The following is a 12945-nucleotide window of genomic DNA, read 5'->3' as shown; positions in this document are numbered from 1 at the left end:
TTACTATAGTAGGCTGTATAGCTTTCTTTTCAGTGAAGGAATATGTCAATTCCAAAGAAGACTCTAATTATGTGCTAAATTACATAAAAGAACATAAGGATGATAAAACAACTTCTTTAATTGTTAAAAGAAATGGTGAAACATTGACATCAATAAATGAAAAAGAAAAATTACCGCTAGCAAGTATGTCGAAAATCGTTATAGCAATTGAATATGCTAAGCAAGTAGCTGAAGGGAAAATAAGAAAAGACGAGAAAATTTCATTGAAAGAATTAGAAAAATACTATGTGAAAAATACTGATGGTGGTGCACACCCTGCATGGCTAGATGATGTAAAAGATAAAGAGTTAGTGAAGGGTGGTCAAACTTCTTTAGAAGAAGTAGTGAAAGGAATGATCCATTATAGTTCGAATGCGAATGCATCATATTTATTGGACAAGCTTGGAGCAGCGCGGATAAATGAAAGTTTGAAAGAGTTAGGCTTAAATAGTCACGATGAATTTTATCCAACGTATACAGGGGCATTATATATGAGGGGCTATGTTGAAAAAGAACTGCATATTCCTCAAAATAAAGCATTGGACAAGCTACGTAATATGTCTAATGATGAATATGTTAAGCATGTATGGCAAATACATGAATGGATGAAAGACGAGAAAGAATGGACAAAACGCGAGATATCGTTAAAAGCCGATATGGATTTTCAGCGTATTTGGTCAGATCGGTTTATAGGTGCAAATGCGAAGGATTACATGAGTTTATTGGAAAAGATAAATAGCAGAAATTATTTTACACCACAAATGCAAGGTGAGGTTGAGAATATATTTAAAGGAACCGTAGGAGAGGGTATATTCGAATTTGCTGGACAGAAAGGTGGTTCTACGGCATTTGTATTAACAAATAGTTTCTATGGTACTGATAAAAAAGGGAATAAGATTGAGATTGTCTTTATGATGAACAATTTGAGTGAAAAAGCATTTGAAAAACTTTTAAGTAATATGGATTACTTTATTCGAGATATTGTCATAAGTGAGGAATTCAGAAATAAATTATAATGAAATAATTTTATTATGTAAACAAAGGGGCGATTATGAAAAGTGCTCTTTTGTAATACAGGATTTTCCAATATTATTATTGAATATAGATGGAAAATAAGAAAGGAGGTTAAAAAATGACAACAATATATTTCGTTCGCCATGCCCATTCTACATATACAAAAGAAGAACGGGAACGACCTTTATCTGAAAAAGGGCACTGTGATGCAGAAAATGTAACGCATTTATTAAAAGATAAACATATTGATGTTGTTATTTCTAGTCCTTACAAAAGAGCAATCCAAACTGTACAAGGAATTGCGAATACATATAAATTATCAATACAAACTGAAGAAGATTTGCGTGAAAGATTATTGAGCACAGAGCCAGTATCAAATTTTAATGATGCTATGCAGAATGTGTGGAAAGATTGGAGTTTTGCATACGAAGGCGGAGAATCGAATACTGTAGCACAAAAGCGCGCTGTAATATGTATACAAAATATATTAAAAAAATATGAAGGTAAGAATATTGTAATAGGTACGCATGGAAATATTATGGTATTACTAATGAATTATTTTAATTCGAAATATGATTTGGAGTTTTGGAAAACACTTCATATGCCTGATGTGTATAAATTAAATTTTGATAAAAATCGTTTCATTTCTGCTGAAAGAATAGAGAAAACAGGTCATCGGTTAAATATTTTGTAAAAGTTTATCAAAAAAAGAGGAAAGAGAGAAGTTATTGTAGAAGTATGACTTTGTAACATAAAAATTATATGTTAAAGGAGGCTGTTTACATGTTTGAGAAAGAGAAAGAAGGGCTTATTGAAGTTCACAACGTATATGAAATTGCACCAGCAGATGGAACAATTATTGGTATGGCAACAGAAGAAGAAATGGAAATTGCTGCTGAACTAGAGCTGCAGTACTATGCCCATTCTCGTTTGCTAGAAGCAAATATTCAGTTAGACGGTTCCTCCTATAAAGAGTTACTTCAGGAGTTCCAGGAGTACGAAAGAAAATCAATGAGCTTTTGGCGAGCAATACATAAGCGTTTAGCTGTGCCATGGGCATGGGTATTACGTATTGATGTTGCGAATGGCCCTATTTATGTAAGTAATGGGAATGCTTATTACGAAGAAATCGATGATGAAGAAGATTATGAATAGATAAGTAAGGAAGCAACTTTAGTTGCTTCCTTTTTTTATTTATAGAGATTGAACAGCCCCAATAATAATATCAGGCCGATCAATTTCGATTCCGTGACCAGCATGTTCGGCAAGTATATATTGGCTATGTATTGAGAGTTGTAATTGTTCATGGATCAGTTCTTGCCACATTGCTTCAAGTTGTGTTGCTTCCTCTTTTGGCATGCCACCATTAGTCAATTGAGTAATAGAATATTGAGGATCTCTACCGATAACGATTAATGGTATTTCTAATGTTTTACATAGCTCTTTTAGTGAGAGAGCACAGTTTTTCCACTCCGATAGTTCAGAAGCTGTCGCTTTATATAATGAAGGCGAGGTAGAGAATCCAATTTGCTGTTTTGATTGATCGGTGAGAATAGGTTTTAGTTCATTATAAAGTGTGTCTACATCCATTTTGGAGTATGTATTATATTTTTCAAGCCACATATCATCCGAGTCAGTTTGATCAGAAATTGGTAAATGAAGTTCATCTAAACGGTGTAAGTTCATCGAAGTAGAATCAACTAAAATAAGTGCTTGCAGCTTATCTTCATGTAACATCGCAAAATGTTGTGCACATAATCCTCCATAGGAATGACCGATTAGAATAAATGGCTCTTGAATAGCTAGTTTGTTTAGTAACATATGCAGCTCTTTTGTAACTTGCCTTATTGTACGTGGTTGATTTCCTAGCTCACTTTTCCCGTAACCTGGGCGATGGTATGAAACGACTGTAAAGTGCTGTGAAAGCTTTTTTATAATAGGAAGCCAATCATAAAATGAGCAACTCATTCCGGTTTGAATGACTACAGTTTGTTTACCACCTCCTTTTACATGTACTTCTATATTTTGCCCCATTATTTCTACAAATTTATGAATGTTAATTCCTCCTAAGCTTGAAATAATTTTTGACAAGCAAAAACGATACACCAAACACCTATACCGAGTAGGACAGATGTACTAAGTGTAAATGAATTTTTTAAACCAATATAGACAATAAATAATAGTAGTGCTGATGCGGGGAATCCATATAATACCCCTAAAGCAAATTGACTCAATTCTTGTTTATTCCCGCCTTCAAATGAAATCCAAAATAGACTAAGTAAACTCACGAGAGGAAGGGCAGCAATAAAGCCACCTATCGTACTGTAGTGTTTAGCGACTTCAGTGATAACGCCGATAATAAGTGCCGAAACGATTACTTTAACGAGGAAATGCATATTTTGCCTCCTTCGCTAATAACGAAAATGCTTTTTCAATTAATTGTTGTTCTTCTTTTGATAACTGTGATTCTAATATTTTTATCTTTTCTTTATCTAGTAAAGTATGTTTTTCTAATACTTCAATTCCTTCAATTGTTAATGTAAGGTTTACCACTCTTTCATCTTTTTTATTTCTCTCTTTAACGATGAACCCCTTTTGAATAAGGCGCTTTATATGTTCAGATGCTGTGTTATGAGAAAGGCTAAGCTCAGTAGCGACTTTTCCAATTGTTATATCTTTCTCACGAGAAACGATTTGTAAAATACGAATTGCTTGGTGGGAAAGATTGTCCTCGTATTCGTATCGTAAGTGATAATAAATGCTCTCCCAATGTTGATTAATGTTGTTCATAATAATAAATCCCCTTTTTTATATCGTATAATAAGATATATTCGTTGTTTTAGAAATAAAATCCTTTTATTTGGATAAAAAATGTTGAAAAAGTTTATTTTTATTGAAATATAAGGTAATCTATGTGTAAAGGTATACATTTAGCAAGAGAGAGGATGATAGTTGTGAATACATTCAAATGGATGAGTCATGAACAGATGTATGTAGATGAAATACATGTTGAAAAATGTGGTCCTCTTTCAGTCGGCGTATATGGGGGAAATCAAGAAAGTGATGCATATGAACGAGGAGATGCGGTACTTGCTTGGTGGGACCCTGAATTACAATTTGAATTTGTTATGATTTTTGATACACACCACAAAACAAAAAATATTGATTATATAATAGAAGCGATTTCAGAAAGAAAAGAGAAATTAAAAGAGTTATTTTCCTATCCAATACATTTAGCTTTTCATCATACACATATGTACTTATTAGCGTTATTTACAGATGAGTTATTTATTAAAAAGTGTGATCAAGATGATGAGGAACTCGCTTGCTTAATTTGTTTACGAAAAGGCGAATTTTTATATTGGTTATCAGTTGGTGATTGTTTCGCGTATTTATTCCATTCTGAGAAAACGAAAAATGGAAAAGGACGATTAAATAAACGGAAAAATTACGAATATATTGGCAGGAAAAATATTTTTGCAGCAAATACACCTTGCTTTACGTCAGGTGTAAGAGGATTAGAAAAAGGAATGAATCACATTGTAATGGCAACGGACGGTATTTTAGAGTGTGACAAACGAAGGTTTGATGATGATCAATCTTTAGTAGAAATATTACACGACGGAAATAGCTTGCAGATTGAGCCCGTATTAACAAATGTACTGCAGTGGAAAGGTAGAGACTGTGCCACGATTATTGGATGGTCTATTGATACTGATAATAAACAATGTGCTAATTAATATAAAAGGAGTTCAAGGTTTTTATCCTTGAACTCCTTTTTGTTAAGCAATATGGATGTGATATGTTTTCAACCATTCATTTACTTGTAGCATATACTCCATGGCACTTCTTGCTTCAAAATTGTTAAACACTTTATTACTTTGATCAGCAATTGAAAGTAAGATGGAATGGTTAATAAGTGAGAAAATAGGATTGTTTTTATTGTTACACATATCAAGTGTTAAATTACGGATTGTTTGTAAGTAGTGTGGATCTTGTGAAGTTGGATAAGCGCTTTTTCTTCTATTGCGTACATCGTCAGGTAAAGCTGGTTGTAGTGCTCTACGTAAAATGCCTTTTTCAATATTATCAATACTTTTTATGTTGAAAGGAACATTCCATAAATATTCAACTAATCTATAATCGCAAAACGGTACACGAACTTCAAATCCAACAGCCATACTCATACGATCTTTACGGTCAAGTAAGAAAGGAAGGAATCTTGTTAAAAATAAATAAAACATTTGACGTTGTTTCGCGGATTTTTTACTTTCGCCTTCAAGAGTAGGTACTTCAAGTATCGCTTCTTGGAATCGTGTATCAATATAGTCTTCTAGATTACATTGGTTACTTACTTCATTTAGTAGAAGAGGAGATGTATTTTTCCAATTTGTTAGCCAAGGAAACTTATCTACATATAGTAGTTCTTCTTGATGAAACCAAGGATATCCACCGAATACTTCATCAGCCGATTCGCCGGATAAAGCTACGGTCGCATCTTTTTTCATTTCGCAAAATAGTAAATATAGTGAAGTTTCCATTTCACCAGCACTCGGTAAATCTTTTGCATGAAGGGGAACGAATAAGTGATTTGCTAATTCTTCAGCATTCACAATAATATCATGATGCGCTGTCCCGACATGTTCAGAAACGCGTTTTACCCAAGGAGCGTCTAAACCAGTGCGAGCAAATGTTAGTTCGAAATCTTTTGCGCTATTTACAAAGTCAACAGAATACGTATGAAGTGTTTTATTTTCAGCAGCAAATTCTTTACCCGCAAGTGCAGTAATACCGCTAGAGTCTAATCCGCCTGATAACATACAAACGAGAGGAACATCGGCAATTAATTGTCTTTTTACTGTATCTTGTAAAATAGATAAAATATGCGAAGATGTATCTTCTATAGAGTCTGTATGGAACTTACTTTCTAAATTCCAATACTTCGTAACTACTTTTTTATGACGTGTAAATGTTATAGAATGTCCAGCACGTACTTCTTGAATATGTTTAAAGACGCCACATCCTGGGGTGCGAAATAAGCCTAATCCAAATATTTCATTTATTCCATCCGCATCAATTTCAGCAGGGACAGATGGATGCGCTAATAATGCTTTAATTTCAGAGCCGAAAATAATACTGCCATTTCTTTCTGTAAAAAAGAGTGGTTTTACACCTAAATGATCTCGTGCTAAAAACAATTGTTGCTTCTGGTCATCCCATAAGGCAAAAGCGAAAATTCCGTTTAAATGTCGTACGCAGTCTTCTTTCCATTCTAAATAAGCATGTAGTAATACTTCTGTATCTGAATGGGTTTCAAATGCATGCCCACATTTTTGAAGCTGCTCTCTCAGTTCACGGAAATTATAAATTTCTCCATTATAAGTAAGAGCATACGTATAATCACCAGCACGAAATGTCTTAGGCTGTGTCCCGCCTTCTGGATCAATTACAATTAAACGCCGGTGTGCAAAGGCCGCATGAGGTGAAAACCAAAATCCTTCAGCATCCGGACCACGATGCTCAATACTATTTGCCATCTTTTTTAAAATAACATGTTGATTTGAAAGGTCTTCTTTCCAATCTACCCAACCTGTAATTCCACACATACACATCTCATCTCCTAATTTTTAAAATAGATTAATGAAATAAAATGTACACTAAATTAAATAGTGACTATATAAATAGTGTACTACATGAATTAAATTACAGACTTGAGAAAGTTTTCTTTGAATGCATAGTTATGTGAGAAAATGGCTAAGGGAAAGTATTCCATTACATACAAAAAATAAAAAAGATGAGAGAAAAAATTTTCTCAGACGTTATATAGGGTGTAAAAGCTTTTACAAAACAATAAGGGGAATCGCTACATGAAATCAAATGAGAAAAATTTTATAAAAAGATTACAGCGGCAAAAAGAAGACGCGTTAGAATTCGTTGTCGATACATACTTACCACTCATAAAGGGGATCACGCATAAAGTTCTACTTCCCATTCAAAATGATGGACTCATAGAGGAATGTATAAACGATATATTTCTTTCCATTTGGAATAACGCAAATAAATTCCATGGAGAGCCGAGTGATTTTAAAAAGTGGATTGCAGCGATTGCGAAGTTTAAAGCAATTGATTATTACCGGAAATCGACTAAAACAGTAGAAATCATTTCAGATGAGTTTCATATCAGTACAGAAAAATCAGCAGAAGACGAATTAATCGTTATGGAAGATAGGGAAGAATTATTGAAGCTCATTAATCAATTAGAACCGCTAGATCAAAAGGTGTTCATTATGAAATATTTACTTGGTATGAAGACAGAGGAAATAGGTGACAAGTTAGGATTAACTCGGGCAGCAATTGATAATCGAGTGTACCGGGGGAAAAAGAAACTACAACAAAATGCTACGAATATTAGTTTTGGAGGTAGTGCAATATGAAAGACATTTATGAACTATTAAATGATATTGATATAGATGAAAAAGAACTAGAAGAAATTGAGGCTTCTGAAATTGAAAAGGAAAAAGTAAAACGAAATGTAAAACAATCGATACTTACGAAGAAAAAGATGAAAAGTTGGAAAAAAGCTGTCGCTGCTGCATCAATTTTAGTAGGGTTATCGGTTGCAACTCTTGGTATCGGTTTTCCTACATATGCCGGGGGATTGCCAATTGTAGGTGACATATTCCGATTTTTAGATAATGGTAGAACGGGGTTATATGAAAATTATAAGGAATTTTCGACTGAGTTGAATATGACAAAAGAGAGTAATGGGGTTAAGGTTACAATTAATGATGTAATTTCTGATGGCAGAACATTATCTATAACGTATTCACTGGAAAGTGAGCAGGACTTAGGGGAGGATCCTATCATATTAGGTGGATTGGATATAATGGACGCTCATGGTAGTTCAGGCAGTGGTAAAATGACTAAAGTTACTGAAAAAAAGTATGTAGGTATGGTAACAACGACGCATCATGATAGCAATAAAAAGGACAAAGTAAACTTTAGATGGAATATAGAGAGAATAGAGATGCCAGATAGGAAAAAATCAATACAAGGTAATTGGAATTTCGCGTTAACTGTAAAATCAGTGGATAGTAAAGAGAGAACAATTGGTGGGAGTTCAGAAAAAGAAGGTATAAAAGCAAATATGGAAAAGGTCGCAATATCGCCAGTTTCATTTATTCTTTATTACAATCAAGAGGTTTCTAAGGGCGCGAGGAAAGAATGGGATAGTGTAGATGTTGAATTGACGGTTAAGGATGATTTAGGGAATATTTATTCGGGTGAAGGAAATGGCGGAAGTAGTACAGTAGCAGAGCCACATAAAAGTAGTTGGAGTGCCACCTTCCAAAAACTAAACGAAAATGCAACAAAGCTTATCGTTACACCTCGCGTGCACTTGCGAGTACATACACCTGAAAATCATGGTGGAGTAGAGTATGTGAATGGGAAAGAGAAGAAAATAGAAGTGCCGAAAAAAGAAGCGAAGAGCAAAGATATTGTGTTAGATGATATTGTCATTGATTTAAAGAAATAAAAGAGAGACTGCCTAAAATCATTTAGGCAGTCTTTTTTCGTTAAGAACTAGTGACGAATAGTGCATGCGGATGCTGCGTTTTATACTCATCTTTCCACGGAATGTTTAGTTGTTCCCACGATTCGCCGCTATCATTGGATTGAAAGACGCCATTGTTATTTAACGTGTAAAACGTATGTGGTTCGGCTTCGTTTGTAGCAAACATCGAAATGACTGTACCGATTGCAGATGGTAGTCCTTGTTGTACTTGCTGGAACGGAGTATCTTTCGTTTTTCGATAAATATAAGATTCATAAGGGATACGATGATGAGCGAGATCAGCACTTGGCGCAGCAGAAACGAGAATCGTATCACAATCAGCTGGATCGATAGCCATGCTGTATAAATAATGATGTTCAAGTCCTGCACTACATGAGATCCAGCTGTTTCCATTGTTATAACTCTCAAGATAAGCACGATCAGGTCCGCCCATAAATCCGTCACCACATGATGCATAAAGGCGATTTGGTGCTTCAGGGTGCATAAGTAATTGATGAGCATCGATAGGAGCACCGAATTTTTTATCAATCCATGTATGCCCTTTATCATTACTTTGAATAACAGCACCAGCTTCGATTGAAACGTGTATTGTATTAGGGTTGTTTGGATCAACTGTAATCCAGCGTACGTGATGGGTAAAAGGTCTAGGCGGGAAAGCCAATGTATAAGAAGATAATAATGATTTCATATTTTTAAGTTCAGTCCACGTTTCACCACCATTTTCAGAGCGAAATAAAGCGCTCGGTTCTGTGCCGACATAAACGACCCCATATCCGTTAACTTGTTCATTTGAGCTTATTGTTATGGAAGTGATAGAGGAGTGCAAAATACCATCTTCTTTAGGGAAATCAAAGTAACGATAAGAATCTCCAATTGGTCGCCATGAATCCCCACTATCGTCACTTAACCATAGACCTCGTCCAAATGTTCCGCAATATACACGATTCTTTTGAAATGGATCAACAGCGATACAGGTAGGTTGCATATTTTGTAAGTGATAAGTCGTTTCATAGTTATCATTGTGTTCTTTCACTACAACAAGTTCACGTTCCATACAGAGAAATAAACGTTTCATTTAAGTAACCTCCTTAAAAATTCTTTCATTAGTAAACAATATGAAAATAAAAAAGAAGTAGTCTTGTTTTATTTGAGAAAAAGGGATTGTTTAAAAAATAGCGAAGTGTGTATACAGAGGAAGCGGGCGTTTACAATCAGTCAATTCGGGATAAAGATGGGGAGTTTGTTTCATACTAACATACAGATATTGTACTTAAAGGAGTATAAGTATGGGACATTCGCATGATCATGGTCATTCAAAAAATAAAAAGGCGTTACTAATTGCCTTCCTACTAACAACAAGTTTTATGATTGCAGAAGTTGTTGGTGGATTTGTAACAAATAGCTTAGCACTACTATCTGACGCGGGGCATATGCTAAGTGATGCAGTATCTTTAGCTTTAAGTTTACTTGCGTTTAAACTCGGAGAAAAAACAGCAACAACTGCGAAAACATACGGGTATAAGCGAGTCGAAATGTTAGCAGCATTATGTAACGGTGTCGTTCTTATTGTCATTTCGGTATACATTTTTATTGAAGCAATCCGTCGTTTTAAAGAACCAGTTGAGATTGCTAGTAATGGGATGCTCATTATTGCAGTCCTGGGTCTGCTTATTAATATTTTATCAGCTTGGATATTAATGAGAGGCGGAGATGTGAAAGGTAATTTGAATTTAAGAAGTGCTTTCCTGCACGTACTAGGCGATCTATTGGGTTCCGTCGGAGCGATTATTGCTGCGTTACTTATTAAATTTTTCGGATGGACTGCTGCAGATGCGATTGCTAGTATTCTTGTGTCTATTTTAGTCATTATTAGTGGATGGCGTGTAACACGTGATACGGTTCATATATTAATGGAAGGTGCACCACAGCACATAAATGTTGAAGAGGTAAAAAGTACGTTATTAAATATTCCGATTGTCAAAGAAGTTCATGATTTGCACATATGGTCTGTCACATCAGATTTTCAAGTATTAACATGTCATCTTATTATTAAAGGGAATGAAACGCAAAGTGTATTAAAAGAGGCTACGTATGTATTAAAGGAGAAATTTCATGTAGAACATGTCACCATTCAAGTAGAAATAGATGGTGAATTTAATCATGATGAGACAACTTGCAAAGTATGAAAGAAAAAGGATAAGAAAAAGTGTCATAACATTTTTCGCACGGCATACATATATATAATGTGGCCACAAGTACTTTGCAAGGTAAATATTTCATGAAATTACTTTACTTATAAAGAGTCATCTTTTATAATCAAAAGTGGTAATTGATAGAGATTATCATTTTCAATGATCGTAGAAAGGAGTTTTTTAAAAGATGAGTAGTCAACTCCGTTTTGCTGTTGAAAATCGTAAGAGGCATTTAATTGATGAGTTAATTGGAGCAGGTGTGTTTAAGATTCGCGACCGACAATTATACGAGCTGTCTTTAGAGGAATTGGAAAAAGAGTACGAAGATATGGAAGATTATGCGAATATCCAGGCATAGCTATATAGATTAGTAAAAGGAGAGCTGGTTACGATTTTGTGTAACCAGCTCTCTTTTTATTTCGTAGAAATTATTTTTTGTATTTCTTTCATGGGGCGGAGCCAGTTTTGGGTCATTATTTGTTCCATTTGTTTTTCGTCCTGCTTCTGTAATGCTTGAATGATAGAGTGATGTTCTTCAATAGATTGACTTGCTGGAACAAAGTTTTGGAAAAACAAATATTCAAGACGTAAAACGTGAAGTTGCATATTTTCTAGAAAGGGTTCAATATATTGATTTTTAGCAATAGAAGAAATTGTATTGTGGAATTGTATATCTAATTCTAAAGCTTGTTTTGCGTTTTTTTTCTCTATAGAGTGCTGAAAATGATCATTTATTTCAGAAAGTAGTTGAATATCAGCGTCTGTAATGTTTTGAAGAGCTTGCTTTCCTATAATAGAGTGAAGACCAGCCATCGTTTCATAAATGATAGATACGTCGTCTAACTTAATAGGAGCAATTTTCGTTTTTTGCCCTGGTACCATTTCCACTAATCCAGAAAGCTCTAATATTTGAAGTGCTTCTCTTACAGGTGTTCTGCTTACTCCTAGTGCCTCAGCCAATTCCCCATCATTAATTTTTTCATTGGGCTTCAGTACACCTTCAATAATCCAATTTTGTAGTTGATTTAAAACGAGTGATTTTGCTGAAATTCTTCCTGGTTTTTTATAATTTTGAGGGACAGGCATAGTGAATTCAATCCTTTCAATGTATATTTTCCTTTTTTGCATGAACAAGCTTTAATTTTTGTTTCCCTTCATCCGGCTTTTGGCTTAAGATGAGCACCATTACAATGACACAAAAAGCGCCTAATAACTGAAAAGATTGAAATGGCACGTGTAATATAAGTACAGAAGAAATAATAGCTGCGAGTGGTTCTGTGCAACCAAATAATGTTGTTTCTTTCGGAGTCAGGTATCTTATGCTGTCTAAGTATAAATAAAAGGCAATAAGTGTCCCGAAAATGACGACAAATGTAATGAGCGGTAGGGTACTTAGTTTTACATATTTCATAGTTGATAATAAAATGAATTCGTTTGTAGAAATAAAGTGTACAATCGTTACACCAATACTCCCAATAATCATGCCCCATCCAACGATAACGGAGGAAGAACATTTTTCTAACAATTCCTTTGAATATAAACTATAAAAAGCGAGAGATAATCCAGATAAAACACCCCAAATAATAGCTGGTGTAGAAACAGCCAAATTATGAACAGACCCGTTTGTTAGTAAGAGAAAAGTGCCTACTAATGAAAGGGTAATTGAAATGAAATCAATTTTTGATGGACGAACGTTCCATTTGAAAAGTAAGTATACAGTGATGAATATAGGAGCTAAATATTGTAATAATGTTGCCACGGCAGCATTTCCTTCTTTAATTGAAGCGAAATACGTATACTGTACAGCAAGCATACCGAATAGACCAAACAAAATCATTTTAATAGCATCAGATTTTTGTTTCCAAATGCCAAATATCTCTTTTTTTCTCGTTCCGAATGAGGAAATAATGAGCAAAATAATTCCAGATATAAGTAAACGGATCGTAACTAACCATTCGGTTGAAACATTGTCATATTGAAAAAGTTGTTGTGCAGCTGTACCAGACAAGCCCCATAAACAAGCACCGATTATGACCATTATAATTCCTTTTAATCGATTTGAATCCATATGATCTAAAATTCTCCTTTCTAAAAATACAAATTGAATACAATATGCAATATATC

The 12945-nt window shown here is 34.5% G+C and carries 15 protein-coding genes; 8 read left to right on the top strand and 7 right to left on the bottom strand.

Going from position 1 to position 12945, the window contains the following annotated elements; genetic code table 11:
* Window positions 1–5 precede the first annotated feature (5 nt).
* The 3 genes from GBN78_RS24880 (at window position 6) to GBN78_RS24870 (ending at window position 2208) form a co-directional block, all read left to right on the top strand.
* The gene (locus tag GBN78_RS24880; protein WP_226798493.1) at window positions 6–1055 is read left to right on the top strand and encodes a serine hydrolase; all 1050 of its coding nucleotides are present in this window, start codon (window positions 6–8) and stop codon (window positions 1053–1055) included.
* Between the two features lie 116 nt (window positions 1056–1171).
* Complete coding sequence (locus GBN78_RS24875; protein ID WP_000208266.1) at window positions 1172–1747, top strand: histidine phosphatase family protein; 576 nt, start codon at window positions 1172–1174, stop codon at window positions 1745–1747.
* Between the two features lie 89 nt (window positions 1748–1836).
* Window positions 1837–2208 carry a hypothetical protein gene (locus GBN78_RS24870; protein WP_000461766.1) on the top strand — a complete coding sequence of 124 codons (372 nt, stop codon included), beginning with the start codon at window positions 1837–1839 and terminating at the stop codon, window positions 2206–2208.
* A 39-nt stretch (window positions 2209–2247) separates the two neighbouring features.
* On the opposite strand, the gene GBN78_RS24865 is transcribed toward GBN78_RS24870, so the two are convergent.
* The 3 genes from GBN78_RS24865 to GBN78_RS24855 are packed head-to-tail and all read right to left on the bottom strand — an operon-like array spanning window position 2248 to window position 3843.
* Entirely contained in the window at window positions 2248–3159 is a 912-nt protein-coding gene (locus GBN78_RS24865; protein ID WP_152127814.1) for an alpha/beta fold hydrolase, read from the bottom strand.
* Window positions 3120–3449: a DUF3147 family protein gene (locus GBN78_RS24860; protein ID WP_000545640.1), complete on the bottom strand. Its 330-nt coding sequence runs from the start codon at window positions 3447–3449 to the stop codon at window positions 3120–3122. Before GBN78_RS24860 ends, GBN78_RS24865 begins: the two co-directional genes overlap by 40 nt.
* A complete protein-coding gene (locus GBN78_RS24855; RefSeq protein ID WP_001059785.1) occupies window positions 3433–3843 on the bottom strand; it encodes a MarR family winged helix-turn-helix transcriptional regulator in 411 nt (136 codons plus the stop codon). The genes GBN78_RS24860 and GBN78_RS24855 overlap by 17 nt, the downstream gene beginning before the upstream one ends.
* 122 nt (window positions 3844–3965) lie before the next feature.
* Between GBN78_RS24855 and GBN78_RS24850 the strand changes: the two genes are divergently transcribed.
* Complete coding sequence (locus tag GBN78_RS24850) at window positions 3966–4793, top strand: PP2C family serine/threonine-protein phosphatase (protein WP_001999549.1); 828 nt, start codon at window positions 3966–3968, stop codon at window positions 4791–4793.
* Between the two features lie 42 nt (window positions 4794–4835).
* On the opposite strand, the gene asnB is transcribed toward GBN78_RS24850, so the two are convergent.
* Entirely contained in the window at window positions 4836–6659 is a 1824-nt protein-coding gene (gene asnB / locus GBN78_RS24845; protein WP_097918690.1) for an asparagine synthase (glutamine-hydrolyzing), read from the bottom strand.
* A gap of 261 nt (window positions 6660–6920) precedes the next feature.
* Here asnB and GBN78_RS24840 point away from each other — a divergent pair, with 261 nt between their 5' ends.
* Both GBN78_RS24840 and GBN78_RS24835 read left to right on the top strand, forming a co-directional pair.
* Window positions 6921–7487, top strand: a complete 567-nt coding sequence (locus GBN78_RS24840; protein WP_000840007.1) for a sigma-70 family RNA polymerase sigma factor — start codon at window positions 6921–6923, stop codon at window positions 7485–7487.
* A complete protein-coding gene (locus tag GBN78_RS24835; RefSeq protein WP_152127813.1) occupies window positions 7484–8590 on the top strand; it encodes a DUF4179 domain-containing protein in 1107 nt (368 codons plus the stop codon). Before GBN78_RS24840 ends, GBN78_RS24835 begins: the two co-directional genes overlap by 4 nt.
* 40 nt (window positions 8591–8630) lie before the next feature.
* Here GBN78_RS24835 and GBN78_RS24830 read toward each other — a convergent pair whose 3' ends face one another.
* Window positions 8631–9704, bottom strand: coding sequence for a WD40/YVTN/BNR-like repeat-containing protein (locus tag GBN78_RS24830; RefSeq protein WP_152127812.1), 1074 nt, complete (start codon window positions 9702–9704; stop codon window positions 8631–8633).
* 211 nt (window positions 9705–9915) lie between these two features.
* Between GBN78_RS24830 and GBN78_RS24825 the strand changes: the two genes are divergently transcribed.
* A complete protein-coding gene (locus tag GBN78_RS24825) occupies window positions 9916–10815 on the top strand; it encodes a cation diffusion facilitator family transporter (protein ID WP_000510035.1) in 900 nt (299 codons plus the stop codon).
* A 193-nt stretch (window positions 10816–11008) separates the two neighbouring features.
* Window positions 11009–11179 (top strand): Fur-regulated basic protein FbpA, encoded by a 171-nt coding sequence (gene fbpA / locus GBN78_RS24820; RefSeq protein WP_000098302.1) that lies wholly within the window; start codon window positions 11009–11011, stop codon window positions 11177–11179.
* 56 nt (window positions 11180–11235) lie between these two features.
* Here the strand turns inward: fbpA and GBN78_RS24815 are convergent, their stop codons facing one another.
* Window positions 11236–11907 (bottom strand): GntR family transcriptional regulator, encoded by a 672-nt coding sequence (locus GBN78_RS24815; RefSeq protein WP_002023787.1) that lies wholly within the window; start codon window positions 11905–11907, stop codon window positions 11236–11238.
* Window positions 11908–11923: 16 nt separating this feature from the next.
* On the bottom strand, window positions 11924–12889 hold the full coding sequence (locus tag GBN78_RS24810; RefSeq protein WP_152127811.1) for a DMT family transporter: 966 nt from the start codon (window positions 12887–12889) through the stop codon (window positions 11924–11926).
* Between the last annotated feature and the right edge of the window lie 56 nt (window positions 12890–12945).

The organism is Bacillus sp. B2-WWTP-C-10-Post-4 (genome assembly GCF_009183805.1).
GTDB lineage: Bacteria > Bacillota > Bacilli > Bacillales > Bacillaceae_G > Bacillus_A > Bacillus_A cereus.
The sequence above is the reverse complement of the archived record's forward strand: the minus strand, read 5'-3'. Positions and strand labels throughout refer to the sequence as shown.